The organism is Pseudomonas sp. RGM2987 (assembly GCF_022952855.1).
Lineage (GTDB): Bacteria > Pseudomonadota > Gammaproteobacteria > Pseudomonadales > Pseudomonadaceae > Aquipseudomonas.
This window is the reverse complement of sequence record NZ_JALJDX010000142.1, coordinates 1-24,828: the sequence shown is the minus strand read 5'-3', so window position 1 is coordinate 24,828 and position 24,828 is coordinate 1. Positions and strand designations below refer to the sequence as shown.

24 protein-coding genes and 1 pseudogene are annotated in these 24,828 nt (G+C 61.8%); 14 read left to right on the top strand and 11 right to left on the bottom strand.

Annotated elements, in window-relative coordinates; genetic code table 11:
* A pseudogene (locus RGM2987_RS05095) lies at positions 1-94 on the top strand (IS110 family transposase); the annotation flags it as partial.
* A gap of 65 nt (positions 95-159) precedes the next feature.
* Here the strand turns inward: RGM2987_RS05095 and RGM2987_RS05090 are convergent.
* Both RGM2987_RS05090 and cysZ read right to left on the bottom strand, forming a co-directional pair.
* Positions 160-1,359 carry a glycosyltransferase family 1 protein gene (locus tag RGM2987_RS05090; protein WP_245139019.1) on the bottom strand — a complete coding sequence of 400 codons (1,200 nt, stop codon included), beginning with the start codon at positions 1,357-1,359 and terminating at the stop codon, positions 160-162.
* 39 nt (positions 1,360-1,398) lie between these two features.
* The gene (cysZ, locus tag RGM2987_RS05085) at positions 1,399-2,154 is read right to left on the bottom strand and encodes a sulfate transporter CysZ (protein ID WP_245139018.1); all 756 of its coding nucleotides are present in this window, start codon (positions 2,152-2,154) and stop codon (positions 1,399-1,401) included.
* A gap of 310 nt (positions 2,155-2,464) precedes the next feature.
* On the opposite strand from cysZ, the gene trxB reads away from it, so the two are divergent.
* Positions 2,465-3,427: a thioredoxin-disulfide reductase gene (gene trxB, locus RGM2987_RS05080; RefSeq protein WP_030139882.1), complete on the top strand. Its 963-nt coding sequence runs from the start codon at positions 2,465-2,467 to the stop codon at positions 3,425-3,427.
* A 195-nt stretch (positions 3,428-3,622) separates the two neighbouring features.
* Here the strand turns inward: trxB and RGM2987_RS05075 are convergent, their stop codons facing one another.
* The 6 genes from RGM2987_RS05075 to folM all read right to left on the bottom strand — a co-directional run bounded on the left by RGM2987_RS05075 (position 3,623) and on the right by folM (position 7,112).
* Positions 3,623-4,873, bottom strand: a complete 1,251-nt coding sequence (locus RGM2987_RS05075; RefSeq protein WP_245139016.1) for an aspartate aminotransferase family protein — start codon at positions 4,871-4,873, stop codon at positions 3,623-3,625.
* A 270-nt stretch (positions 4,874-5,143) separates the two neighbouring features.
* Entirely contained in the window at positions 5,144-5,482 is a 339-nt protein-coding gene (locus RGM2987_RS05070; protein WP_245139014.1) for a HopJ type III effector protein, read from the bottom strand.
* Positions 5,475-5,771 carry a DUF1244 domain-containing protein gene (locus tag RGM2987_RS05065; RefSeq protein ID WP_245139013.1) on the bottom strand — a complete coding sequence of 99 codons (297 nt, stop codon included), beginning with the start codon at positions 5,769-5,771 and terminating at the stop codon, positions 5,475-5,477. The genes RGM2987_RS05070 and RGM2987_RS05065 overlap by 8 nt, the downstream gene beginning before the upstream one ends.
* Positions 5,772-5,870: 99 nt before the next feature.
* Positions 5,871-6,251, bottom strand: coding sequence for a dihydroneopterin triphosphate 2'-epimerase (gene folX / locus RGM2987_RS05060; RefSeq protein WP_025211888.1), 381 nt, complete (start codon positions 6,249-6,251; stop codon positions 5,871-5,873).
* A 17-nt stretch (positions 6,252-6,268) separates the two neighbouring features.
* Positions 6,269-6,394, bottom strand: coding sequence for a GTP cyclohydrolase I (locus RGM2987_RS05055; RefSeq protein ID WP_245139011.1), 126 nt, complete (start codon positions 6,392-6,394; stop codon positions 6,269-6,271).
* Between the two features lie 7 nt (positions 6,395-6,401).
* Entirely contained in the window at positions 6,402-7,112 is a 711-nt protein-coding gene (folM, locus tag RGM2987_RS05050) for a dihydromonapterin reductase (protein WP_245139009.1), read from the bottom strand.
* Positions 7,113-7,323: 211 nt separating this feature from the next.
* Between folM and RGM2987_RS05045 the strand changes: the two genes are divergently transcribed.
* Positions 7,324-8,283, top strand: a complete 960-nt coding sequence (locus tag RGM2987_RS05045) for a MerR family transcriptional regulator (RefSeq protein ID WP_245139007.1) — start codon at positions 7,324-7,326, stop codon at positions 8,281-8,283.
* Positions 8,284-8,315: 32 nt separating this feature from the next.
* Here RGM2987_RS05045 and RGM2987_RS05040 read toward each other — a convergent pair whose 3' ends face one another.
* Both RGM2987_RS05040 and RGM2987_RS05035 read right to left on the bottom strand, forming a co-directional pair.
* Positions 8,316-8,921 (bottom strand): hypothetical protein, encoded by a 606-nt coding sequence (locus tag RGM2987_RS05040; RefSeq protein ID WP_245139005.1) that lies wholly within the window; start codon positions 8,919-8,921, stop codon positions 8,316-8,318.
* A gap of 51 nt (positions 8,922-8,972) precedes the next feature.
* Positions 8,973-9,449: a PAS domain-containing protein gene (locus tag RGM2987_RS05035; RefSeq protein ID WP_245139004.1), complete on the bottom strand. Its 477-nt coding sequence runs from the start codon at positions 9,447-9,449 to the stop codon at positions 8,973-8,975.
* A 155-nt stretch (positions 9,450-9,604) separates the two neighbouring features.
* Between RGM2987_RS05035 and RGM2987_RS05030 the strand changes: the two genes are divergently transcribed.
* From RGM2987_RS05030 to RGM2987_RS04995, 8 genes are all read left to right on the top strand, one after another.
* Entirely contained in the window at positions 9,605-10,060 is a 456-nt protein-coding gene (locus RGM2987_RS05030) for a flavodoxin (protein WP_245139002.1), read from the top strand.
* Positions 10,061-10,198: 138 nt separating this feature from the next.
* Positions 10,199-10,981, top strand: coding sequence for a class II aldolase/adducin family protein (locus RGM2987_RS05025; RefSeq protein ID WP_245139000.1), 783 nt, complete (start codon positions 10,199-10,201; stop codon positions 10,979-10,981).
* Entirely contained in the window at positions 10,981-11,883 is a 903-nt protein-coding gene (locus RGM2987_RS05020; RefSeq protein ID WP_245138998.1) for an alpha/beta hydrolase, read from the top strand. The genes RGM2987_RS05025 and RGM2987_RS05020 overlap by 1 nt, the downstream gene beginning before the upstream one ends.
* A gap of 339 nt (positions 11,884-12,222) precedes the next feature.
* Positions 12,223-13,134 (top strand): SDR family oxidoreductase, encoded by a 912-nt coding sequence (locus RGM2987_RS05015; RefSeq protein WP_245138997.1) that lies wholly within the window; start codon positions 12,223-12,225, stop codon positions 13,132-13,134.
* A 519-nt stretch (positions 13,135-13,653) separates the two neighbouring features.
* Complete coding sequence (locus RGM2987_RS05010) at positions 13,654-15,447, top strand: DUF1302 domain-containing protein (protein WP_245138995.1); 1,794 nt, start codon at positions 13,654-13,656, stop codon at positions 15,445-15,447.
* Between the two features lie 22 nt (positions 15,448-15,469).
* Positions 15,470-16,837, top strand: coding sequence for a DUF1329 domain-containing protein (locus RGM2987_RS05005; RefSeq protein WP_245138994.1), 1,368 nt, complete (start codon positions 15,470-15,472; stop codon positions 16,835-16,837).
* Positions 16,838-17,153: 316 nt separating this feature from the next.
* Positions 17,154-19,703 (top strand): LuxR C-terminal-related transcriptional regulator, encoded by a 2,550-nt coding sequence (locus tag RGM2987_RS05000; protein WP_245138993.1) that lies wholly within the window; start codon positions 17,154-17,156, stop codon positions 19,701-19,703.
* A 120-nt stretch (positions 19,704-19,823) separates the two neighbouring features.
* Positions 19,824-20,525: a hypothetical protein gene (locus tag RGM2987_RS04995; protein ID WP_245138992.1), complete on the top strand. Its 702-nt coding sequence runs from the start codon at positions 19,824-19,826 to the stop codon at positions 20,523-20,525.
* Here RGM2987_RS04995 and RGM2987_RS04990 read toward each other — a convergent pair.
* Positions 20,490-21,311, bottom strand: a complete 822-nt coding sequence (locus tag RGM2987_RS04990; RefSeq protein WP_245138991.1) for an IclR family transcriptional regulator — start codon at positions 21,309-21,311, stop codon at positions 20,490-20,492. The two genes, RGM2987_RS04995 and RGM2987_RS04990, sit on opposite strands and share 36 nt — an antisense overlap.
* Before the next feature lie 151 nt (positions 21,312-21,462).
* Here RGM2987_RS04990 and hmgA point away from each other — a divergent pair, with 151 nt between their 5' ends.
* Genes hmgA through maiA form a run of 3 tightly spaced genes read left to right on the top strand, consistent with a single transcriptional unit; the run spans position 21,463 to position 24,721 of the window.
* Entirely contained in the window at positions 21,463-22,767 is a 1,305-nt protein-coding gene (gene hmgA / locus RGM2987_RS04985; RefSeq protein ID WP_245138990.1) for a homogentisate 1,2-dioxygenase, read from the top strand.
* Positions 22,768-22,770: 3 nt separating this feature from the next.
* On the top strand, positions 22,771-24,075 hold the full coding sequence (gene fahA, locus RGM2987_RS04980; protein WP_245138989.1) for a fumarylacetoacetase: 1,305 nt from the start codon (positions 22,771-22,773) through the stop codon (positions 24,073-24,075).
* Positions 24,076-24,085: 10 nt separating this feature from the next.
* On the top strand, positions 24,086-24,721 hold the full coding sequence (gene maiA / locus RGM2987_RS04975; RefSeq protein WP_245138988.1) for a maleylacetoacetate isomerase: 636 nt from the start codon (positions 24,086-24,088) through the stop codon (positions 24,719-24,721).
* Positions 24,722-24,828: the final 107 nt, after the last annotated feature.

Sequence of the window (24,828 nt, the reverse complement as noted above, 5' to 3'; positions counted from 1 at the left end):
TACCCAGGCGCTAGTGATGTTGGCTCGCAAGCTTGCCCGGATCGTATTCGCTCTGCTGAAAGGGCAAAGCGAATACCAACCAAAAGCGGCTTGAGGGCTTCCACCAAACCATAGAATCTCCCACAGAAGGTCGGCGGCGACTGCAAAACGAGGGGAGGTCTAGCGCACCGTCGGCGCAGCCGGCATCCCCTGTTCACCCACGCAAGCCCCGCGCAACTGCGCCTCGAACTGCTCGATCACCGACGCCCAACCCTGGCGGCTGGCATGCTGGCGCGCATTGAGCCGCACGCAGCGCAGGTTCTCGCGGGCCTCCAGCAACCAACAGGCAGCCTCGCAGAACGCCTCTTCATCCCCAGGCATCGCCAATACACCGTTGTAGCCGTGACGAATGTGCTGCGCCGCCGCAGCCTGGTCGTAGGCCACCACACCCAGCCCGGACGCCAGCGCCTCCAGCACCACGTTGCCGAAGGTCTCGGTCAGGCTCGGGAAGACAAACACATCCCCGGACGCATAATGACTGGCCAGCGCCTCGCCTCGTTGCGAACCACAGAAAATCGCCTCGGGCAGTGCCTGTTCCAGGGCCGGGCGCTGCGGGCCGTCGCCAACCACCACCAGTTTCATCCGACGATCCGGGAACGCGCCGCACAGCGTGTCGAAACTGCGCTTGAGCAGGCCGAGGTTCTTCTCCGGCGCCAGGCGCCCGACATGGATCACGGCAATGTCGTTATCCCCCAGGCCCCAGGCCTCACGCAAGCTGGCCGAGCGCTTGACCGGATGAAACAACTGGCTGTCCACGCCCCGGGACAACAGCGCCACACGTTCGAAATGCCTTCGCTCCAGCTCCAGGCGCTGGCTGGGGCTGGGCACCAGGGTCAGGCTGGAGCGGTTGTGAAACCAGCGCAGGTAATGCGTCAACACCCGGCTCAACAGCCCGAGGCCGTATTGTTGGGTGTATTGCTGGAAATTGGTGTGGAAACCACTGACCACCGCGATCCCCAGGCGCCGCGCCGCCCGCAGTGCCGACAGCCCCAGGGGGCCTTCGGTGGCAATGTACAGCACATCCGGGCGATGGCGTTTCCAGCGCCGCATCAGCTTGTGCATCGACGACTGGCCCCATTGCAACCCCGGATAACCCGGCAACGGCCAGCCCCGGCACAGCAGCAGTTGTTCGTCGCTGGCCCGGCGTTGATCGTCCATCTGGCGCGGCCGGATCAGCTCCACTTGATGCCCACGGGCCCGCAAGCCGTCGTACAAACGTCCCAGGGTGTTGGCCACGCCATTGATTTCCGGCGGGAAGGTTTCGGTGACGAGGGTAATGTGCAGGTGTGTGGTCATGACCCCAGTGTCGGCCGGGGCCATGTCGTCATTGTGACGCCCGTGTGATGGATTTGTGACCGCTCAGCCTTGCCGGGCCAGGGCCGTCTCGGCGCCTTGCTCGCGCACCCAGAACAACGTCGCCCCGGCCACCGCCGCTGGCATCATCAGGATGTTCACCAGCGGGATCAGCAGCACCAGGTAGACGCTGCCGCCAAAGCCCAGGCTCTGCCAGCGTTTTTCCCGCAGCCAGGCGAGCATCTCGTTCCAGCCCAGCTTGTGGTTGTCGGCCGGGTAGTCGATGTACTGGATCGCCATCATCCAGACGCCGAACAGCAGCCACAGCGGTGCCGCGACAATATTGATCACCGGGATGAGCGACAGCACGAACAGGCCCAGGGCACGGGGCAGGAAATAGCCGAGCTTGCGCGCTTCCCGGGCAAAGGTCCGGGGGACCATGGCAATCAACTCGCCCCAGCTGAAAGCGGGGAAATCGTCGGTGCCCCGGATGACCACTTCGACTTTCTCCGCGAGAAAGCCATTGAAGGGCGCGGCGATGATGTTGGCGAGCATCGTGAACGTGAAAAACACCATCAACACCACCAGCACCACGAACAGCGGCCAGAGGATGTAGCTGAGGAAGCTCAGCCAGTCGGGCAGCGACGGCATCAGCGTATCGACCCACAGGCTGAACTGGTGGCCGGCCAGGTAGATCAGGCCGACGAACAACAGCAGGTTGATCGCCAGCGGCAAGAGTACGAACAGGCGCAGGCCCGGGCTCAGGACCAGCTTGAGGCCTTCTCGCAGGTATTGCGGGCCGGACAGGACGGGGGCGGGCATAAGGGGCTCCGAGCGAAGGTGAACGGGCCGACCTTACCGGCTTTGCCTTGCGCGGGAAAGCGCCGACATGGCGTGTAACAACGTTTCCCCGGCGATTTGCAGCTATTGAAGGGGCTACGGCGGATAGAGCTCACCTATGAGCTGGATTGTTAAACCGTATTTCCTTAATCTTCCCTCCCTCGATACGCTGCACCCATTCTTTTTCAGGACTGTCGAACCAAAGCCTTCCCCAAGTGCATCCACAGTCCTTTTTATTCGCGCCGCTCACCCGGCGTTCCGGCCCGCAAGGTCCGGTCAACAGGAGCAGGTCATGTCTGAAGTCCGTCATTCGCGAGTGATTATTCTCGGTTCCGGCCCTGCCGGTTACAGTGCCGCCGTCTATGCGGCCCGTGCCAACCTCAAGCCGTTGCTGATCACCGGCATGCAGGCCGGCGGTCAATTGACCACCACCACCGAAGTCGACAACTGGCCGGGCGACGTCCATGGCCTGACCGGTCCGGCCTTGATGGAGCGCATGAAGGAGCACGCCGAGCGCTTCGAGACCGAAATCGTCTTCGATCACATCAATGCCGTCGATTTCGCTGCCAAGCCGTACACCCTGACCGGCGACAGCGCGACCTATACCTGTGATGCGCTGATCATCGCCACTGGCGCCAGCGCCCGTTACCTGGGCCTGCCGTCGGAAGAGACCTTCATGGGCAAAGGCGTGTCCGCCTGCGCCACTTGCGACGGTTTCTTCTACCGCAACAAGCCAGTGGCCGTGGTCGGTGGTGGTAACACCGCTGTCGAGGAAGCCCTGTACCTGGCCAACATCGCCAGCACGGTCACGTTGATTCATCGTCGCGAAACCTTCCGCGCCGAGAAGATCCTGATCGACAAGCTCAACGCCCGTGTCGCTGAAGGCAAGATCATCCTCAAGCTCAACGCGACCCTGGACGAAGTGCTGGGCGACAACATGGGCGTGACCGGTGCCCGCCTGAAAAACAACGACGGCAGCTTTGACGAGATCAAGGTCGACGGCGTGTTCATCGCCATCGGCCACACCCCGAACACTTCGTTGTTCGAAGGTCAGTTGGAACTCAAGGACGGCTACCTGGTGGTCAAGGGCGGTCGCGACGGCAACGCCACCGCCACCAGCGTCGAAGGCATCTTCGCCGCCGGCGACGTGGCCGACCACGTCTACCGCCAGGCCATCACCTCGGCCGGTGCCGGCTGCATGGCGGCCCTGGACACCGAGCGTTACCTGGACGGCTTGCAGAACGCTTCGTTCTGATTCAACGGGCATGAAAAAACCGGCTTCGGCCGGTTTTTTCATGCCCGTCACAAGATCAACGGCTGGACGCTGAGCCCTGTGGGAGCGGGCTTGCTCGCGAAAGCGGTGTTCCAGTCGAGATCAACGTTAACTGACACACCGCCTTCGCGAGCAAGCTCGCTCCCACAGTTTTTTTGGGGTCAGAAGCAATGCATTTCAGACCAGCTTCGCCAGGCACGCCTCCAGGATATCCAACCCTTCCTCCAGCACTTTCGCCTCGGTGGTCAACGGCGCCAACAGGCGGACGATGTGCCGCGACTTTCCGCTGGGCATCAGCAGCAACCCTGCTTCCCGAGCGAGCGTCAGCAGCTGGGTCAATTGCGCCGCGGCCGGCGTGCCGTCGGGGTGGGCCAGTTCGAGGCCGCGCATGGCGCCGACACCGGTCAGGCGACCCAGGTAGGGCGTCAATCCTCGGCTGCGCCAGGATTCATAGCGGCTGACGATCGCCTCTTCCTGTTGCGTGCCCCAGGCCTTGAGGTTCGTGTCGCTCATCTCATCCAGCGTTGCCAGGGCAGCGGCGCAGGCGATGGGGTTGCCCGAGTAGGTGCCGCCCAATCCGCCCTTGGGCAGGTTGTCCAGCAACGCCTTGCGCCCGACCACCGCGCCGAGAGGCACGCCGCCGGCGATGCTTTTGCCCAGCAACACCAGGTCCGGCTCGATGCCCAGTCTCGGGAACGCAAAGCGCTGGCCGGTACGACCAAAGCCGGACTGGATTTCGTCGATGATCAGCACGATGCCTTTTTCATCGCAGAACTGGCGCAGGGCTTGGGCGAAGGGGATATCCAGCGCCAGGAAGCCGGCTTCGCCTTGTACCGGTTCGACGATGAAACAGGCCACGTCATTGACATCGATTTCGACGCTGAACAGCCGCTCCATGGCCTTGAGCGCTTCGGCGCAGGTGATGCCGTTGTCCTTGCTGGGGTAGGGCAGGTGATAGACCGGCCCGGGCAGTACGCCGATTTTCTGTTTGTAGGGCGCTACCTTGCCGTTGAGATTCAGGGTCGCCAGGGTGCGGCCATGAAAGGCACAGTCAAAGGCAATGACCGCCGTGCGGCCGGTGGCGCCACGGACGATCTTCAAGGCGTTTTCCGCCGCTTCGGCGCCGCTGTTGGTGAGCATGCCACTGACCGGATAATCCACCGGGACAAACGCCGCCAGGCGCTCCATCAGCTCAATGTAGGGCACATGGGGCGCGGCGTTGAACGCATAGTGGGTCAACCGCGTTGCCTGCTCGCGGATCGCCTCGACGATGCGCGGATGGCAATGCCCCAGGTTCAACACGCCAATCCCGCCCACGAAGTCGATGTAGCGTTTGCCCTCGGTGTCCCAGACCTCGGCATTTTTGCCGTGGCTGAGGCTGACGGGGTGCACGATGGAAATCGACTGGCTGATGGTTTCGCTGCTCATGGATTGCGGCTCGCAGGGGAAGAAGGGCAGGCGTTATTCAAGCCGCGAGCGCAGGCAGCCGGCAAACGAAATAAAGTTGCCGGGTCAATCTTAAAAGTCGGGATGTGGGAAAGGTAAGCCCAGGGAAGGCTCTCTGTGGCGAGGGAGCTTGCTCCCGCTCCAGTGCGAAGCGCTGGCTGGGATGGGGCGGGGGGCTTGCGTTGTGAGTGCTGCGCACTCAAGCGGGAGCAAGCTCCCTCGCCACCAAAGCGGGTTGCGACAGTCTTTGGATCAACGCCGCCGCAACGGCAGCTCATCGAACTTCACGCCCGCCAGCCCGTGGGCCATCAGTGCGCGGATGTTGCCGTGATCAGTGCCCTGGGGAGTGGCCAGCACCGAACGATAGTGTTCGCCAAATGCCAGCAGCGCTTCTTCATCGCTCAGGCCTTCAAGCAGGGCCAGGCCCAGGGTCTTGCACGAGCCTTCGTTCTGCCCGGCTGCGTTGTGTACGTCGCCGTTGCTGAATGCCTGGGGCTGGTAAGCGTAGCCGTCGGCGATAAAGGCCAGGGTCTGGGCGAAGGCATGTTCGCCACTTTTGAGGCGGGTGCGGAAGGTGTCCAGGTCAGGCATCGGGTTTTCCTTTGGCGAATGCCGCTTGCTGTTCGGCACTGGCTTCTTTCTGGTATAGGGCTTTCCATTCGGCGTACGGCATGCCGTAGACCACTTCACGGGCGTCATCGAGGCTGACCTCGATCTGGCGCTCGTCGGCGGCGGCCTTGTACCACTTGGACAGGCAGTTGCGGCAGAAGCCGGCAAGGTTCATCAGGTCGATGTTCTGCGCATCCTTGCGGCTGTCCAGGTGGGCAACCAACCGACGGAAAGCGGCGGCTTCGAGTTCGAGGCGTTGTTGATCGTTCATGGTGGTCTCTTCGAGACAGCTCCAAGCGGCAAGCTTCAAGCTGCAAGAGTGGATTTGCGGTGGTCAGGCTTGAAGCTTACAGCTTGAGGCTTGCAGCTGCTACGAAGTAGCTCGGCTGGCCGCCAGCGTAATCGACACCGACTCGGCAAATCGCAGGGCGTGGGGCTTGTCGACTTCGACCTCGGCATACAGTACCGACTCGTTCGCCATGACCAGGTCCAGCAGCTCCTGGGTCAGCCGTTCGAGCAGGGCGAAGCGGTTGCCTTCCACGTGGGCGATGATCGCCTTGGTGATGGTGCGGTAGTTCAGCGCGTGGTCGATGTCATTGTCGCGCACCGCCTCCTGGGCGGCATAGAGGATGGTCAGGTTGATCAGCACATCCTGCTTGTTGAGGATTTCATCCTCATTGATGCCAATGAAGGTGCGCAGGCGCAGGTCCTTGACCTTGATGCGTGCCATGGCTGGCTGAAGTTGTGGCATTGACTTGCTCCGTCGGATCAATTGCAGGAACGCCTGGCGGATAAGCCCAGGACCGTGCCCGTAGGAATATAAGCCACATGGGCCTTGTCGATGAAGGGCAACAGGTGATGTTTGTACTGGGAATAGAGTCGGGTGCCCCTCAAGACCAGGCTATTTGACGTGCCGCCCGCCGTTGACGGTCAGGGTCGTGCCGGTGACATAGGGGTTGTCCAGCAAATAACGCAGGCTCTGGTAGATCACTTCGCTGCCGGGCTCGATGCCCAGCGCGGATTTGGCCAGGGTCTTGGCACGGTACGCCGCGTCGTCGTCGGGATTGAACAGGAGCAGGGCCGGGGCGATGCCGTTGACCTTGATGGTCGGCGCGTACTTCGCCGCGAATGACAGGGTCAGGCTTTCGAGACCGGCCTTGGTGGCGCAATAGGCGATGTGCCGGCTGCTGCCCTTGCGCGTCACGTCATCGCTGATGTGCACGATGTCCGCCGGTGTCGAGCGCTGCAGCAGCTCGGCGCAGCGCAGATTGATCAGATAAGGCGCCAGCATGTGCACGCCGAACATGGCGCTAAAAGCTGCGGCTTCGTCTCCCGGGGTTTCCATCAACCAGGCCGAGGCGTTGTGCACGATGGCTCGCAATCGGTCGGTGTGCTGCTTGAGCTGTTCGATGAACGCCAGGATTCCCGCTTCGCTGGAAAAGTCGGCGAACACCAGGGTCGCCCCCAGGTCGCGCAGGGCCTGCACCCCAGGACGCTCGGTGCGATAGGTCGCGATTACCGGCTGCCCGGCCTCCAGCAATCGCCGGGCGCAGTGCAGGCCGACGCGCTGGGCGGCGCCGGTGATCAGGATAGGAGCAATGATGCTGGGCATGGGCAGGCTCGGTTCACGGCAAGGGCAAAACTATAACAGTGACGTATGCGTGCGACGAATCTATGGAGCGCGCCCGCCCGTGAAGGTGTAGCGGACTCTTCCATTGCGCGTTAAACAACAAAACCGCGCGCCAATTGCGTTTGTTCTTGTAATGACGTGTACGAGTGGGGGTAAACTGGGATCCAATCTGTCCGCCGGATTTGTCTGCCAAATGAGCGTAATCACAGACGATAACTTTGTTTTCCAGGCGTCAGGTGCCCTGAAACGGGAAGATCTGTTCCCTATTCGCGAAGTAGCGCGCTTGACTGGTGTGAATCCCGTGACCTTGCGTGCCTGGGAGCGGCGCTACGGGTTGATCCAACCCACTCGCACCGAAAGTGGCCATCGCCTGTACTCCCTGAGCGACATCGAGCGGGTGCGCAGCATCCTGGGCTGGATCGAGCGCGGTGTGGCAGTGAGCAAAGTGGGCAAGATCCTGGCGAAGACCGAGTCTGTGCAACCGGTATCCCCGCTGATTTCATCCGACCTGGTCAAGGCCGATTACACCCAATGGCAACGCCAGGCAGCCGCTGCGGTCGGGAACTTTGACGATGTGGAGCTGGATCGCGTCTACGGGCAGATCTTTTCCACCTATGCCGTACCCATCGTCTTTCAGGAAATCCTCATGCCGCTCTGGCGCCAGTTGCTGCAACGCCAGCAGGAATTCGGGCAGACCAGTGAATGGGTGTTTCTCGATGGTTTCCTGCGCTCGCGCATCATCCAGAGGCTTTTGCTCAAGCGCGAAGGCCTTGGGCAGCGAGTCCTGGTGTGCGCCATTGCCGGTCATTGCCGTGAGCTGGATCTGCTGGTCACCGCGCTGTATCTGTCCAAGGCGGAAGTCGGTGTCAGGGTGCTGACGGTGGGACTGCCATTCGATGAACTGGCCCTGGTGTGCCAGAAGATCCAGCCATTGGCACTGGTGCTGGTGTCCAACCATGCGCCTGTCCCGGACTTGCCCAAACGCCTGCGCAAATTGGCGATGAGCCTGGATTGCCCGTTGATGCTGGCCGGGGATGCATCCGATCTGGCGCAGGACAGTCTCGCAGGATCGTCGGTCGGTTGCCTGGGCAACGAGGGAACCTTGATGCGCCAACGCCTGCGCCAGCTGCTGGCAGGAAACCTGGATACCTGATAACCGGCAGGTGAGGCGTCGTGCTAGCTGCGCTAGATGTGCATGGCCGGATGCGTCAGGCGGTGTTGTTGCAGGATGTACTGGCGCAGGCGCTCGGTCTCATCCTCGTCGTTCTGGCTCAGATGATACGCAAACAGACCTTGAGCGGTTTCCCGCTCGAAATGACCCTGCAACGAAATCCGCTCGTAGCCTGATGGGCTGAACCACAGGCCAAATTGTTTCGGTGGCTTGGCGCGACTGCGGCTCTCCAACAAAACGCCTTTGCACGACACTTCGCGTACCCAAAGTGGTCCTGGCTGGCCCTTGATATTTTCCAGCGCCACCGGTTCTTCGAGCACCAGCCGCCAGGGGCGGATTTTTGGCCCGTCCTCATAGATACTCGGCACACCCAGGCGCAGGTGCATCGCATGGAATTCGTCTTCCACCAGATGCAGCGGAAAGGTCATTTGCTGGTTTTCGAAGTTGGCTTGCAGCGTGACTTGCTCGTTTGCCGCCAGGCGCGTCAACAGGTCGCGAATTTGCGATCCACCGTTTACCAGCAGGCTCGAGGTGACATCCCGCTCGTTCAACTGCGGGTTGTGCTGCATGGTCCGGATGAAGTCCAGTTCATCCTGGGTCAGAAGGGCATCGCGCGGCATGATGTGCTCGGGTTGATGTGTCTTTTCACTGGTGATTGTAGTGAATGACCGTTAATTCAGCGTTTTGTTTTTGCCGTTCGTCGCCTCGAACCGGGCGATGGTTTCCCGAGCCTCGGCCAGCTCTTGTTCCAGCTGGGCGACGCGGTGTTGGGCCTTGACCTGAGCGGTGACGTCTTTTTGCACACCAACGAAATACGTGTGTCCGTCAGCTTCGTTTTTCACCGTGGTCAATGACAGTTCATTCCAGAACGGCGTGCCGTCCTTGCGATAGTTGCGCAGCACTTCCCGGCACGCTCCGCCTTCCTTCAGGGCCCGGCGGATGCGCGCCAGAGAGGGCTGGTCGCGGTCGCCCGATTGCAGGAAGCGGCAGTCCTGATAAAGGATTTCGTCCCGGCTGTAGCCGGTCAACCGTTCGAAGGCCGGATTCACGTAAATCAGGATGTTGTCGTCGTCGCCTTCCTTTTCGGCGATGACAATCCCGTCATTCGAAGCATTGATGACCAGTTGCATCAGTTGCGCGTTGATCATGGAGAGGGCCTTTAGACGTCCTTGTTGGTGCAGCATTCTAGAATAATTCGACGGGCTGTCCACTTGCCATTACCGCTTGTTGAGAGCGGTTCGCAGCCTGGCCGGTGCAACTGTTACTATCCGGCTCTTTATTATTCAGGTTCAGGAACAGACAGATGAAAGTCGCCATTCTTTCCGGCTCGGTATACGGCACCGCCGAAGAAGTCGCCCGGCACGCCGCCAAGCTGCTGGACGCGGCAGGCTTCGAAACCTGGTACGACCCACGTGCCACGCTGGCGCAGGTCCAGGCGTTTGCTCCCCAGGCGTTGCTGGCGGTCACCTCTACCACCGGTATGGGCGAGTTGCCGGATAACCTGATGCCGTTGTATTCGACCTTGCGCGATCAACTGCCGACAGCGTTTCGCGGTTTGCCCGGCGCGGTCATTGGCCTGGGCGATGCCAGTTATGGGGATACCTTCTGCGGCGGGGGCGAGCAAATGCGTGAGCTGTTCGCCGAACTGGGCGTGCGCGAGGTGTTGGCAATGTTGCGCCTGGACGCAAGCGAAAGCGTTACGCCGGAAACCGACGCCGAGCCGTGGCTGGCTGAGCTGATCGAAGCGCTGCGTGCCTGAAGCGCTGCGATGACCCGCACGGCCAGTAAGCTGGCTGCCAATGCAACTATCGCCTCTGCGAGAGCTGACTAGACTGATCTGCTTGGGAGTAAAAGTTTTGCTTGCCGGATTCACATAAAAAGATCAGAGGTCAGAGCCGTGAGCGTAGCGCCCGTCCAGACGACACTCAGCATCAAGGAACAGGTCAGTGCGGCCGAATGGCAAACCCGGGTGGATCTTGCCGCCTGTTATCGGCTTGTTGCACTGCACGGTTGGGATGACCTGATCTTCACCCACATCTCCGCGAAAGTCCCCGGGACCGAAGACTTCCTGATCAACCCGTTCGGGTTGATGTTCCATGAAATCACGGCTTCAAGCCTGGTCAAGGTCGACCAGGCCGGCAACAAGTTGATGGACAGCCCCTACGAGATCAATCCGGCCGGCTATACCATCCACAGCGCCGTGCATGAGGTGCGCCATGATGTGGCGTGTGTGCTGCACACCCACACCGCAGCCGGCGTTGCGGTATCGGCACAGAAGCAGGGCGTGTTGCCGATCAGCCAGCAATCGCTGTTCGTGCTGTCCAGCCTGGCTTATCACGCTTACGAAGGGGTGGCCTTGAATCATGAGGAAAAAGCACGCTTGCAGGCGGACCTGGGCGATAGCAACTTCCTGATGCTGCACAATCACGGCTTGCTGACCTGTGGCGGCACCATCGCCGATACGTTCCTGATGATGTTCACCTTCCAGCGCGCCTGTGACATCCAGGTGCTGGCGCAGAACGGCAGTGCTGAACTGATTGTCATCGAGCCGCAGATCCTGGCCGGTGCCCGGGCGATGATCGCCGGGGTGACCAAAAGTGCCCAAGGCATGGGCGGCGCGTTGGCCTGGCCGGCGTTGCTGCGCAAGCTCGACCAGCAGGACTCGGGGTACAGAAACTGATGCCCCTGGCCCAGATCCCCCTGCGTATCTGGCGCCAGCGCAGCCAGACCTTCATCTTCCGCGGCCACGCCATCCGCTACTGGGTCGCGGGCCAGGGCGAACCACTTTTGTTGATCCATGGTTTCCCCACCGCCAGTTGGGATTGGCATTACCTGTGGCAGCCGTTGGCGCAGCGCTACCGGGTGATCGCCTGTGACATGCTGGGTTTCGGCGATTCCGCCAAACCCAGGGAGCATGTCTACAGCCTGCTGGAGCAGGCGGATCTGCAACAGGCTTTGCTGGCGCATCTGGATGTGGAGCCGGCGGTGCACGTGCTGGCCCATGATTACGGTGACAGTGTGGCCCAGGAGCTGATCGCACGGCACTACGAAGCACGCATTGAGGTTGCCAGTTGTGTGTTTCTCAATGGCGGGCTGTTCCCGGAAACCCACCGCCCGGTGCTCGCCCAGAAATTATTACTCAGCCCCCTGGGCTGGCTGCTGGGGCGGGCGTTCTCCAGGGTCAGCCTGGCAAAGAGCTTCCGGCAGATTTTCGGCCCCGCCACCGGCCCCAGCGAAAGCGTGCTGGACGATTTCTGGAGCCTGATAGAAGTCAACCAGGGGCCGCGGATCATGCACAAACTGATCGGCTACATCCCCGAGCGACGGGTACAGCGTGATCGCTGGGTCCAGGCCATGCAGCGCGGCGAAGTGCCGTTGCGGGTGATCGACGGCGCAGTCGATCCGATTTCCGGGGAACACATGGTGGCGCGCTATGAGTCGCTGATTCCCAATCCCGACACGGTGCTGTTACCGAATATCGGGCACTACCCACACACCGAAGCGCCGGTCCAGGTACTCAAGCATTACCTGGCGTTTCGCGAAGCCATCACGCCGCGGTGCAGGAAGGTGGCCTGTTCCTGACACAACCCTCTGTGGGAGCGGGCTTGCTCCGGGCGGCGATCCGACGAAAGCGGAGTGTCAGGCAGTGCAGCTTTGACTGAAGTACCGTCTTCGCGAGCAAGCCCGCTCCCACAGGAGGTAGAGCTGCGCTTCGAACCGGCATTTAGCAAGAAACACTGTGGGAGCGAGCTTGCTCGCGAAGCGATGGATCAGCCAACAAAGAAACATCGACCAGCCATGACGCTGCATCATCCCCCCACCTTATCGCCCACCATTCACTCCCAACTGAGTTCATTGTGAGTGGCCGACGAGTACCGGACACTCAGGCTCATTGTCCTATCGGCCTGCTGGAGTCCTGCCATGAATGAGTCTGTGCGCTTCGAAGATAAAGTCGTGATCGTCACGGGGGCCGGTGGCGGCCTGGGGCGCGCCCATGCGTTGCTGTTTGCCCGGCACGGCGCGAAAGTGCTGGTCAACGACCTGGGCGGCTCGGCCCAAGGCGAGGGCGCCAACGCTTCGGCAGCGGACCGCGTGGTGGCCGAAATCCGTGAGGCCGGCGGCATTGCCGAGGCCAACCACGACTCGGTCACCGATGGCGACAAACTGGTGCAAAACGCCCTCGATGCTTTTGGCCGGGTCGACGTGGTGGTCAACAATGCCGGGATCCTGCGAGACAAGACCTTTCACAAAATGGACGATGCCGATTGGGACCTGGTGTACCGGGTCCACGTCGAGGGTGCCTACAAAGTCACCCGCGCCGCGTGGCCACATCTGCGCGAGCAAAGCTACGGGCGAGTGATCTTCACCGCTTCCACCTCCGGCATCTACGGCAACTTCGGCCAGTCCAACTACGGCATGGCCAAGCTCGGCCTGTATGGCCTGACCCGCACCCTGGCCATCGAAGGCCGTAAGAACAACATTCTGGTCAACGCCATCGCCCCCACCGGCGGCACTCGCATGACCGAAGGCCTGATCCCGCCGCAGGTATTCGAGCAACTCAAGCCCGAACTCGTCAGCCCCTTGGTGGTGTATCTGGGGAGCGAAACCTGCCAGGAAACCTCCGGCCTGTTCGAAGTGGGCGGCGGCTGGATGGGCAAGGTGCGCTGGGAACGCAGCCTGGGCGCCGGCTTCGATCCACGCAAAGGCTTCTCACCTGAAGAGGTTGCCGCCCATTGGCAGCAGATCTGCGACTTCGAGGATGCGGTTCATCCGAATGACAACCTTGAGGCCCTGAAGGAAATGATGGCGAATCTGCAGCGCTACGCCGTTTAACCTCACCACTTCGATTCATTGCCGCCGCTGGTATCCGAGGCGGCATTGACGTCTCAACTCCCCGCAAAACTTGCGCCCATAAAAAAGGCCGCTGCAACAAAGCAGCGGCCTAAGCATGACGTTGGAAAGGAGCTACAAATCAACGTCGGTGTACACGGGCTGATGGACCGATACGCCAATCCATCCGAATGACGGTGCGCCAGGCATGAGGGATGCCGTGGCGGCTTTTGCTTACAGGCCCGTTGTCCTGAAAGCCCGGCCAGCATAGGGTTTGAGCGCCGTTGGAAACAGCCCGGATCCGGACATGCACTGTTGCAGTGCGCGCAACAGTTGGAATAGAGGGCTGAGTATGGATCGCGCTGATGACTCATCATCCAGTCCGTCGATGCGCGGCGCGAAGGCCCGGTCTGCCTGGGCAGTCATCCTTTCGGGGGACAACACGAATACCTCCTTGGTGCGCTTATCGCCCCTGGCGTGCGGCAGTAGGGTGAAGCCTCTGTCACTCACCGGGGAAGACGCATGACAACAATAACAATGCGCGCCATCTTCAAGCCGCAGGCGCTGGCCGTCGCGGTGGCCTTGGGCTGCTGCGCCCAGGCGCAGGCCGTTTCATTCAACATTGGTGAAATCGAAGGTCAGTTCGACTCTTCGTTGTCCGTGGGCGCGAGCTGGGGCATGCGCGATGCGGACAGGGACTTTGTCGGCACCGTCAACGGCGGCAGGGGGCAATCCTCCACCGGTGACGATGGACGCTTGAACTTCAAGAAGGGCGAGACCTTTTCGAAAATCTTCAAGGGCCTGCACGACCTCGAACTCAAGTACGGCGATACCGGTGTGTTCGTCCGTGGCAAATATTGGTACGACTTCGAGCTCAAGGACGAAAACCGTGAGTTCAAGGACATCAGCGACAGCAACCGCAAGGAAGGCGCCAAGTCGTCAGGGGCGCAGATTCTCGACGCGTTCGTCTACCACAACTATTCCATCGCCGATTTGCCGGGCACGTTGCGCGCCGGTAAACAAGTGGTCAGTTGGGGTGAAAGTACCTTCATCGGCAACTCCATCAACAGCATCAACCCGGTGGACGTGTCGGCGTTCCGCCGTCCGGGTGCTGAGATCAAGGAAGGCCTGATTCCGGTGAACATGCTGTTCGCCTCCCAGGGCCTGACCGACAAACTCACCATTGAAGGTTTCTACCAACTGGAGTGGGACCAGACGGTCGTCGACAACTGCGGCACGTTCTTCGGCAACGACGTGGTGGCCGACGGCTGCACCACTGGCTACACCGTGGGCAGCCCGGCGATCGCGCCGTTCCGACCGTTGACCCAGTTGTTCGGCCAGGGCATCGAGGTGTCTCGCGAAGGCGTGATCATCCCCCGTGGCGGTGACCGCGATGCACGCGACTCCGGCCAATGGGGCACGGCGTTGCGCTGGCTCGGCGATGACACCGAGTACGGCCTGTACTTCATGAACTACCACAGTCGCACGCCCACTGTCGGGACGACCACGGCGGGTGCATCCACCTTGGCGGCCTTGCCGGGGATGGTCGGTATTGCCAACGGCCTGGCCCCCGGCAGCGGCGCGGGCCTGGCGCAAAGCGTGATGCTGGGGCGTGGTCAGTACTACCTCGAATACCCTGAAGACATTCGCCTGTATGGGGCCAGCTTCTCCACCACGTTGCCTACCGGCACCGCGTGGACCGGCGAAATCAGCTATCGGCCCAACGCGCCGGTACAGCTGAGCACCAACGACCTGACCCTGGCGTTGGTCAACCCGATTGCCGGTGGCGCGGCGTCGCCTATCGCCACCACGCCGGGGGCTGACAACACCGGCTACCGGCGCAAGGAGATCACCCAGGTCCAGAGCACCTTGACGCACTTCTTCGATCAGGTGTTGGGCGCCGATCGCCTGACCGTGGTCGGCGAAGCAGCTGTGGTGCATGTCGGCGGGCTGGAGTCCAGGGACAAGCTGCGTTATGGCCGCGACTCGGTCTATGGCCAATATGGTTTCGGCGGCGATACCGGTGGCTTCGTCACGTCGACTTCCTGGGGCTACCGCGCCCGGGCGATCCTCGACTACTCCAACGTGATCGGCGGGGTGAACTTCAAGCCCAACGTGTCCTGGTCCCACGACGTGGCCGGCTACGGCCCCAACGGCTTGTTCAACGAAGGCGCCAAGGCTGTCAGCCTGGGTGTCGATGCCGACTACCGCAACACCTACACCGCCAGCCTGAGCTACACCGACTTTTTTGGCGGCGATTACAACGTTCTCGAAGACCGCGATTTCCTCGCGCTGAGCTTCGGCGTGAACTTCTGATCTGGCTGACAAGGAAAACCCAATGCGCAAGATGATCCTGCAATGCGGTGCCCTGGCCTTGAGCCTGTTGGCCGCGAACGTGATGGCGGCGGTCTCGCCTGATGAAGCGAACAAACTGGGCACCAGCCTCACACCCTTGGGCGCTGAAAAGGCCGGTAACGCCGACGGCTCGATCCCGGCCTGGACCGGCGGCATCCCGAAAAACGCCGGTGCGGTAGACAGCAAGGGCTTTCTGGCCGACCCGTTTGCCAATGAAAAGCCGTTGTTCACCATCACCGCGGCGACCGTGGACAAGTACAAGGACAAGCTGTCCGAAGGCCAGGTGGCGATGTTCAAGCGCTACCCGGAAACCTACAAGATCCCGGTCTACCCGACTCACCGCAGCGTGGGCCTGCCGCCGGAAATCTACGAGTCGGCCAAGCGCAGCGCGCTCAATGTCAACGCGATCAACGACGGCAATGGCCTGGCCAATTTCACCGGCAACCGCTACTACGCATTCCCGATTCCCAAGAATGGCGTGGAAGTATTGTGGAACCACGTGACCCGCTATCACGGCGGTAACCTGCGGCGCATCATCACCCAGGCCACGCCGCAAACCAACGGCAGCTTCACGCCGATCCGCTTCGAAGAAGAAATCGCCGTGCCGTTCCTGATCAAGGACGCCGACCCGGAAAAGGCCAGCAACGTGCTGACCTACTTCAAGCAGGAAGTCACCGCCCCGGCGCGCCTGGCCGGTAACGTGCTGCTGGTGCACGAGACCCTCGACCAGGTGAAGGAGCCGCGCCTGGCCTGGATCTACAACGCCGGCCAGCGCCGTGTGCGTCGCGCCCCGCAAGTGGCCTATGACGGCCCGGGCACCGCCGCCGACGGCTTGCGCACTTCCGACAACTTCGACCTGTTCTCCGGCGCACCGGATCGCTACGACTGGAAGCTGATCGGCAAGAAGGAAATGTACATCCCGTACAACAGCTACAAGCTCGACTCGCCAAGTCTCAAATACGACGACGTGATCAAGGCCGGTCACATCAACCAGGACCTGACCCGCTATGAGTTGCACCGGGTCTGGGAAGTGGTCGGCACGGTCAAGCCCAGCGAACGGCACATCTATGCCAAGCGCCACATGTACATCGACGAAGACAGCTGGCAGGCGGCACTGGTGGACCACTACGACGGTCGCGGCCAATTGTGGCGCGTAGCCGAGGGGCATGCGCAGTTCTACTATGACCATCAGAACCCCGGCTACACCCTTGAAGCGCTCTACGACATCATCGCCGGTCGCTACATTGCGCTGGGGATGAAGAACGAAGAGAAACACAGCTACGAGTACGGCTTCGAAGCCAGGGCAGCGGACTACACACCGGCGGCGTTGCGCTCTACGGGGGTGCGTTGATTTGCATGATCTGAATGCAGATGTGTGTGCATGACGGGGATTGCTCTTGTGGCGAGGGAGCTTGCTCCCGCTGGGCTGCGTAGCAGCCCCCTTACGGTTGGACCTGATGCATCCTGCTGACTGGATCGGGGTCGCTTCGCGACCCAGCGGGAGCAAGCTCCCTCGCCACAGGATTTGTATCAATCTCATTGAACGACCGGCAGCCGCATCTGCCGGTCGTTTTTTTATGGCTTGCAATCAGCGCGCTGAATACTTCTCCAAAGGTCTGCGACACAGGGCTAGGGTGATGACACAACAATAAACAGGACCCACGCCCATGACCGCCATGACCCCGTGTCCGGACCGTCCAGGACTGCTCCCTCGCCTGTCCTCGACGCATGTCCCGCGGCGGTCGCTGAGTGAGCCGCTGCTGACCTCCGAGGCCCGGGTGAAGCTGCTGTGCGCACCGGCCGGCAGTGGCAAGAGCGCATTGTTCGCCGAGTGCTTTCTCCAGGCTCCTGCCGAGTGTCGGCTGCACTGGTTGCCGCTGGGCGGCGCGGCGTTGAGCCCGGTGCAACTGTGCGAGCGCCTGGCAAATACCCTAGGATTGCCGATGATGGATGAGCCAGGGCTGTTGGCACATCTGGCGCGGTTGCAAACCCCTACCTGGTTATTCCTGGATGATTATTGCCGGGTACCCAACCCGGAGCTGGACCAGTTGCTCGACCGCCTGTTGAACACCAGCAGTCCGGCGCTGCACCTGTGGTTGAACGGGCGCCGCCGTCCCCACTGTAACTGGCCGCGGTTGTTGCTCGATGACGAGCTGCACGAATTTGATGCCCAGGCATTGCTCTTCACCCCCGACAATGTCCAGCAATTGCTGCGTCATCTGCCCGAGCCCCAGGCAGCCCGCACCGCACGCGAGGTGATACAACGCAGTGGCGGCTGGTGCGCCGGGGTGCGCATCATCTTGCTTGAGCGCTGTGAATGGGCGCGCAGCCAGGCAACGCCGGGGCGAGCGGGAACCTTGCTCGATTACCTGGAGCACGAATTGTTCAGCACCCTGGCTCCGGACCTGGCGCAGGCCTGGCGTGTGCTGGCGCATCTGCCGCGCTTCAATGTCCGGCTTTGCGAGCATTTGTTCGGTGACACGGTGGGCGCTGAATGCATGCCGCTGCTGCGGCACCTGGGATGTTTCATCGAGCCCTGGGAGCAGAGCGCTGACTGGCTGCAGGTGTTTCCGGCCCTGGCCCGGCTGGTGCGCGAGGAACCCTGGCCGCAGGGGCGCTCCTGGCATCGGCGGGCCTGCCAATGGTTTGCCGCCGAGCAGGATTGGCAGATGGCATTCGAGCAGGCCATGTTGGCTGAAGAGTTCGAAGCCGCCGTCAGTTTCCTCCAGCACTTGAGCTTCGAACACATCCTGCAGCGTCGCAATGTGGTGCTTTTGCTGAGTTTGCATGATCGACAAGGCGAAGCGCTGGCCCTCGGTACGCCACAATCGGTGGGGTTGGTCACCGCCGCCCTGTTGTTCGCCGGGCGCTTCGACCAGGCGTCGGCTTGCATTGAACAACTGACCCGTTTCGTACCGCAGCCACTGGCTGGCCGGCAACAACAGCTGCTGGCGCGCTGGCAGGTCTTGCGGGGGTGGTTGTTGCACCTCTCGGGCGATGGCGACGGGGCGCGCGGACATTTCCTCCAGGCCCAGGCCAGCCTGGACCCGCAAGCCTGGGCCCTGCGCCTGTTGTGCCTGATGGGGCTGACGCAGCAGGCGCTGCTCAAGGGCGAGCTGGCGTCTGCGCAGTGGCTCAATCGCCAGGCGTTATGCCTGGCGCGTGCGCAAGGCTCGCTGGTATTCGAGGGCTTGCTGGAACTCGACCATGCACAGGTGCTGGAGCAACGTGGCGCCCCCCATCGGGCTGACCACCTGCTCGCGGCCGTCCAGGTGCTGCTCGATCGGCCGGGGCAGGATTTTTCGGCATTGTCGGGGCGCATTGCCTTGCGCCGCGGACGCCTGGCGTTGCGCATGGGGTTCGAAGAGCGGGCCGCCGAGCATTTCGAGCTGGGATTGCAGACGGGCCTGCACTGCCAGGACAAACAAGTGCTCTACGGTTTTCTCGGCAAGGCCAGCCTGGCGGCGAACCAGGCCGACTACGGCGAGGCTTTCCGGCAATTGCGCGACGCCGAGCGGATCATGCAACAGCGCCACATCCCCGACACCGTCTACCGTGGCGTGTTGCTGCAAACCAGCTGCCAGTTCTGGTTGCAACAGGGACGAGCGGAACTGGCCCACGAAGCTTTGAGCCGTGTGCTGCGGCATTTTCGCGGACCCCAGGCCAAGCATGCGCCACCCGCGACCCTGGAGTTGATCCCGCGACTTGAGTACCTGTTGGTGCTGGCCGAGGTCTATCTGCATCGGGCACAGGATCCGCAGGCCCGTTTGCAGGCCATGATTGCCCAGGCGCAGCGTGGCGCGATGCACAGCCTGGAAACCGAGCTGTATCTGGCGTTGGCGGAAGTCCTCTGGTTGTCGGCCGACCGGTCCCAGGCCCGGTCGCTCGTGCAGCAGGGGCTTGAACGCGTCAGTTGCTGGCGAGCCCGGCAGGCGTGGTGTGAGTTGCGTCTGCGTCAGCCCGAGCTGGTGCGCTGGGCACAATCGGTAGAGCCGAGCCAGGCCCCCGCGACCAGCGACGACACGTTGCTCAGTCATCGTGAGTTGGAAGTGCTGGAGCTGATTGCCCAGGGTCATTCCAATCAGCAGATTGCCGAGCGTTTGTTCATATCCTTGCACACGGTAAAGACCCACTCGCGTCGGATACATAGCAAGTTAGGGGTGCAACGGCGTACTCAAGCGGTGGCGAAGGCCAAGGTCATGGGCATGATGGGTTAGATATGCCCGTAGTCTTAACCGGCTCTTACATTTGCGTTTTACAAGTTGAAAGTCAGTTGAGGTATAACGGCGATGCCGGTCGAACAGGAAGTTCGACCCCAAGACATGACAAGGATGTTTATGAATACTCGATTATTTACTTCTTATTCTGAAAAACTGCTCGCTCTCAAGAACACTCGCGTGGACTTTGCCGTGCAGGTGCTGTTGGGCGAGCATCTGGACGCGCTCGGCGTCAACCCGTTTACCCACTACCTGAACACATTGGCAGCCGCTGCGGATCCTTTGGTTGGGTCGTCCACAACCTTATTTGAAGAAGCGTTGGCCTGGGTGGAAAAACAGCAATTGCCCCATTACACGCAAGGCGTCAGCAATATCTTCAGCAAACGCTATTCCTTTGCCGACGAAGACCGGGTCAAGGCGCTGGAGTTGATTACATTTGAAAGAATCGTTACGCATATTGTGACTCGCCTGGCGGAAAAGCCGGCAATGGATTTATCCGAGCGCTCCATCATGCATCTGGACGCCGAGGATATTCACGCGGCTTTGAAAGTACACTTGCCCGAGGTTGATCTGGAGAAAGTCTACGTCACCGGTTTTATTACCCATGACTCCGGTGAACGAGTGGTGTCTTCTTCGGAGCCCCTGGTGGACTACCTGCTGGGCCATTTGCGAAACAATGAGATCCCCTACCACGCCAAGGGCGATCACCAGGGCATTTACATGGTCGCCTACAGTGGAGAAGAACGCCATCTTCATCCACGACTGGCCCCCACTCAGCTCAATGATCTACTGATCCGGATCGTTCCCGACTTCCTGGGTTGAGCCAGGGCCGGTCTCATAACCCATCCGCCAACTCACGGCCCGGGTCGCCGCCAGCAGGCGCTGCGCCGCCGGGCCATCTTCGTCGGCGTGGAACAGCGAGGTCGGACCGACGATAGTCATCACCGCCGCCACCTGGCCAACCGCGTTGAACACCGGGGCGGACAAGGCATCCACCCCCGGCATCAGCAGGCCATGCACATGGTGCAGGCCACGACGACGGATCTGTTCGCACAGCGTCGCATAGGCCCGGTCATCGGCCAGGGCGTGGTCATGTGTGTCGCGCACTTCCTGTTCCCGCAGGCCGATGGTTTCGCGCTCGGGCAGGTACGCGCCGAACACCAGCCCCGTGGAGGAACTGAGCAGCGGCAACACCGAGCCCAGTTGGGTCACGACGGTCACGGCGCGGACCGCGGGCTCGATGCGTACCACGGTTGCCCCATGATTGCCCCACACCGCCAGAAAGCAGGTCTCGTTCAGGTCGTCGCGCAATTCGGCCAAGGGCAGGGCAGCCACTTGCAGGACGTCCATGCCGTTCAACGCGGCCAGCCCGACGCGCAGGGCCTCGCGGCCCAGGCCATAGTGGTTGGTCGCGGCGTTCTGCTCGGCAAACCCGCTGGCGATCAGGGCCTGCAAGTACCGATGGACCTTGCTCGCCGGCATCTGCACGTGGTCGGCCAGGCGCGACAGCGATGTGGAGGGGGACAGTTCGGCCAGGGCCTTGAGAATGTCGGTGCCGACCTCGGCCGAGCGGACTTTCTGTTTAGCGTTGTTGGGCGGGGTTTGCATGGCGGCGCGGGGTCCAAAGGCGAATGGGCGTCTTTATAGCTTGACGGTCGCCGTCGAGCAAATTACGTTATGCGTAATTTGATTACGATAAAAACAACCCGGTGCGCCTCAGACTTCCCTTTGAGTGACGGACCGCATCTCAGGAGGCTCCATGAACCTCGATTCCACCGCGTCGGACCTGGCCTACCAGTCTGGCTTCGGCAATGAATTCGCCAGTGAGGCGCTGCCCGGCGCATTGCCTGTCGGTCAGAACTCCCCGCAGAAGGCGCCCTACGGTCTTTATGCCGAATTGTTCTCCGGCACGGCATTCACCATGGCCCGCGGTGAAGCGCGGCGCACCTGGATGTATCGCATCCGGCCATCGGCCCATCATCCGGCCTTCGTCAAGCTCGAACGGCAGATTGCCGGTGGCCCGCTGGGCGAGGTAACGCCCAATCGGCTGCGCTGGAACCCTTTGGAGATGCCCGCCGAGCCCACCGATTTCGTCGACGGCCTGGTGCGTATGGCCGCCAATGCCGGCGCGGATAAACCCGCCGGCGTCAGTCTTTATCAGTACTGCGCCAATCGTTCGATGGAGCGGGTGTTCTTCAATGCCGACGGCGAATGGCTGGTGGTGCCGCAATCGGGACGGCTGCGCATTGCCACCGAACTGGGCGTGCTGGAACTGGCCCCGCTGGAGATTGCCGTGCTGCCGCGGGGCCTGAAATTCCGGGTCGAGCTGCTCGACCCACAGGCCCGCGGTTACCTCGCGGAAAACCACGGTGCGCCGCTGCGCCTTCCAGACCTTGGGCCGATCGGCAGCAACGGCCTGGCCAATCCCCGGGACTTCCTGGCGCCCGTCGCCCACTACGAAAACCTCGCGCAGCCAACCACGCTGGTGCAGAAGTTTCTCGGCGAGCTGTGGGCGTGCGAACTGGGTCATTCGCCCCTCGATGTGGTGGCCTGGCACGGCAACAATGTGCCCTATAAATACGACCTGCGCCGGTTCAACACCATCGGCACGGTCAGCTTCGACCACCCGGACCCGTCGATTTTCACCGTACTGACCTCGCCCACCAGCGTCCACGGCCTGGCCAATCTCGACTTCGTGATTTTCCCGCCGCGCTGGATGGTGGCCGAAAATACCTTCCGTCCGCCGTGGTTCCATCGCAACCTGATGAATGAATTCATGGGCCTGATCCAGGGCGCCTACGATGCCAAGGCCGAAGGTTTCCTGCCCGGCGGTGCTTCGCTGCACAGTTGCATGAGCGCCCATGGTCCGGACGGCGAGACCTGCACCCGAGCGATCAATGCCGACCTTCAGCCGGCAAAAATCGATAACACCATGGCGTTCATGTTCGAGACCAGCCAGGTGTTGCGTCCAAGTCGCTTCGCCCTGGACTGTGCGCAACTTCAAACCGACTACGATGCATGCTGGGCCTCGCTGCCTGTCACGTTCGACCCGACCCGGAGATAACCCATGAGCCAATCTTTCCCTGCCCGTAGTTGGGTCGCCAGCGCCAACGGTCACGCCGACTTCCCGTTGCAGAACCTGCCCTTGGGCATCTTCAGTGTCGACGGTGGCACCCGGCGCAGTGGCGTGGCCATTGGTGAGCGGATTTTCGATCTGTCGGCTGCGCTGCACGCCGGCCTGTTCGACGGCCCATCGCGAGACGCCGTGGAAGCCATGGCCGGCGGTCAGTTGAACGGGTTCTTCGAGCTGGGGCGCAGCGCTCGGGTCGCCCTGCGTGAACGGCTGTTGGAACTGCTGCGCGAAGACAGCCCGTTGCGCGGCAAGGTTGAAAGCCAGGGCACGCAGTTGCTGCATGTCGCAGCCGAATGCCAGATGCACCTGCCAGCGCGGATCAGCGACTACACCGACTTCTACGTCGGGATCGAGCACGCGCAGAATGTCGGTAAGCTGTTTCGTCCCGACAACCCCTTGCTGCCCAACTACAAGTACGTGCCCATCGGTTACCACGGTCGCGCCTCGACCGTGCGCCCGTCCGGCACCGACGTGCGTCGGCCCAAGGGTCAGACCTTGCCTGCCGGCCAGAACGAGCCGAGCTTCGGCCCGTGCGCGCGGCTGGACTATGAGCTTGAGCTGGGCATCTGGATCGGGCGGGGCAATGCCTTGGGCGAGCCCATCGCCATTGGCGATGCGGCCGAGCACATCGGCGGCTTTTGCCTGCTCAACGACTGGTCGGCCCGGGATATCCAGGCCTGGGAGTACCAGCCGCTGGGGCCATTTTTGTCCAAGAGTTTCTTGACCAGTGTGTCGCCGTGGGTGGTGACGGCCGAAGCCCTGGAGCCATTCCGTCGCCCGCAGCCGCCGCGCCCTGAAGGCGATCCGCAACCGTTGCCCTATCTACTGGACAAGCGTGACCAGGCCGGCGGGGCCTTCGATATCGAATTGGAGGTGCTGTTGCTCACCGCAACCATGCGCGAGCAGAACCTGCCGGCCCATCGCCTGACCTTGAGCAATACCCAGTACATGTACTGGACCGTGGCGCAGATGGTTGCGCATCACAGCGTCAACGGCTGTCAGTTGCAGGCCGGTGATCTGTTTGGCTCGGGCACTTTGTCCGGGCCACAGAGCGGCCAGTTTGGCAGCCTGCTGGAAATCACCGAAGGCGGTAAGAAACCGATCGAGCTGGCCTCGGGCGAAGTCCGGAAATTCCTTGAGGACGGCGACGAAATCATCCTGCGGGCTCGCTGCAGTCGCGAGGGTTTCGCCTCCATCGGCTTCGGCGAATGTCGCGGCACGATTTTGCCGGCGCGTTGAGGAACAAGGCATGGACCTCTATACCTACTACCGTTCCACCTCGTCCTATCGGGTACGCATTGCCCTGGCACTGAAGGGGCTGGATTACCTGGCCCTGCCGGTCAACCTGACTGCAGCGCCGGGTGGCGAACACCGTCAGCCGGCCTACCTGGCAATCAACCCCCAGGGCCGGGTGCCGGCCCTGCGCACCGACGAGGGAGCATTGCTGGTGCAATCGCCCGCCATCATCGAATACCTGGAGGAACGTTATCCACAGGTGCCGCTGCTAAGCGCCGACCTGGCGCTGCGTGCCCATGAACGAGGGGTCGCTGCGCTGATCGGTTGCGACATTCATCCGCTGCATAACGTCAGCGTGCTCAACAAGCTGCGGCAATGGGGGCACGATGAAACGCAGGTCAGCGAGTGGATTGGCCATTGGATCGGCCAGGGATTGGCGGCGGTGGAGCAACTGATCGGCGACGCAGGCTATTGCTTCGGCACGGTGCCCGGGTTGGCGGATGTGTACCTGATCCCGCAGCTGTATGCGGCCGAGCGGTTCAATGTGGATTTGCAGGCGTATCCACGGATTCGTCGCGTTGCGGCACTGGCGGCCGCCCATCCGGCATTCCAACAGGCGCATCCGGCAAATCAGCCAGATACGCCTTGATCTCAAGCCATGTGATCCTGTGGCGAGGGGGCTTGCTGTGGCGAGGGAGCTTGCTCCCGCTGGGCTGCGCAGCAGCCCTATGTCCCAGATGCCGCTACGGTCGAGGG

Bases quoted from the DNA above. Each gene is read 5' to 3' on its own strand.
- hmgA (WP_245138990.1), top strand. From the start codon at position 21,463: ATGAACCTCGATTCCACCGCGTCGGACCTGGCCTACCAGTCTGGCTTC.
- RGM2987_RS05015 (WP_245138997.1), top strand. From the start codon at position 12,223: ATGAATGAGTCTGTGCGCTTCGAAGATAAAGTCGTGATCGTCACGGGG.
- RGM2987_RS05000 (WP_245138993.1), top strand. From the start codon at position 17,154: ATGACCGCCATGACCCCGTGTCCGGACCGTCCAGGACTGCTCCCTCGC.
- RGM2987_RS05035 (WP_245139004.1), bottom strand. From the start codon at position 9,449: ATGATCAACGCGCAACTGATGCAACTGGTCATCAATGCTTCGAATGAC.
- RGM2987_RS05045 (WP_245139007.1), top strand. From the start codon at position 7,324: ATGAGCGTAATCACAGACGATAACTTTGTTTTCCAGGCGTCAGGTGCC.
- trxB (WP_030139882.1), top strand. From the start codon at position 2,465: ATGTCTGAAGTCCGTCATTCGCGAGTGATTATTCTCGGTTCCGGCCCT.
- maiA (WP_245138988.1), top strand. From the start codon at position 24,086: ATGGACCTCTATACCTACTACCGTTCCACCTCGTCCTATCGGGTACGC.
- RGM2987_RS05030 (WP_245139002.1), top strand. From the start codon at position 9,605: ATGAAAGTCGCCATTCTTTCCGGCTCGGTATACGGCACCGCCGAAGAA.
- RGM2987_RS04990 (WP_245138991.1), bottom strand. From the start codon at position 21,311: ATGCAAACCCCGCCCAACAACGCTAAACAGAAAGTCCGCTCGGCCGAG.
- RGM2987_RS05090 (WP_245139019.1), bottom strand. From the start codon at position 1,359: ATGGCCCCGGCCGACACTGGGGTCATGACCACACACCTGCACATTACC.
- folX (WP_025211888.1), bottom strand. From the start codon at position 6,251: ATGCCACAACTTCAGCCAGCCATGGCACGCATCAAGGTCAAGGACCTG.
- cysZ (WP_245139018.1), bottom strand. From the start codon at position 2,154: ATGCCCGCCCCCGTCCTGTCCGGCCCGCAATACCTGCGAGAAGGCCTC.
- RGM2987_RS05020 (WP_245138998.1), top strand. From the start codon at position 10,981: ATGCCCCTGGCCCAGATCCCCCTGCGTATCTGGCGCCAGCGCAGCCAG.
- RGM2987_RS05040 (WP_245139005.1), bottom strand. From the start codon at position 8,921: ATGCCGCGCGATGCCCTTCTGACCCAGGATGAACTGGACTTCATCCGG.
- folM (WP_245139009.1), bottom strand. From the start codon at position 7,112: ATGCCCAGCATCATTGCTCCTATCCTGATCACCGGCGCCGCCCAGCGC.
- RGM2987_RS05075 (WP_245139016.1), bottom strand. From the start codon at position 4,873: ATGAGCAGCGAAACCATCAGCCAGTCGATTTCCATCGTGCACCCCGTC.
- RGM2987_RS04995 (WP_245138992.1), top strand. From the start codon at position 19,824: ATGAATACTCGATTATTTACTTCTTATTCTGAAAAACTGCTCGCTCTC.
- RGM2987_RS05005 (WP_245138994.1), top strand. From the start codon at position 15,470: ATGCGCAAGATGATCCTGCAATGCGGTGCCCTGGCCTTGAGCCTGTTG.
- RGM2987_RS05070 (WP_245139014.1), bottom strand. From the start codon at position 5,482: ATGCCTGACCTGGACACCTTCCGCACCCGCCTCAAAAGTGGCGAACAT.
- fahA (WP_245138989.1), top strand. From the start codon at position 22,771: ATGAGCCAATCTTTCCCTGCCCGTAGTTGGGTCGCCAGCGCCAACGGT.
- RGM2987_RS05010 (WP_245138995.1), top strand. From the start codon at position 13,654: ATGACAACAATAACAATGCGCGCCATCTTCAAGCCGCAGGCGCTGGCC.
- RGM2987_RS05065 (WP_245139013.1), bottom strand. From the start codon at position 5,771: ATGAACGATCAACAACGCCTCGAACTCGAAGCCGCCGCTTTCCGTCGG.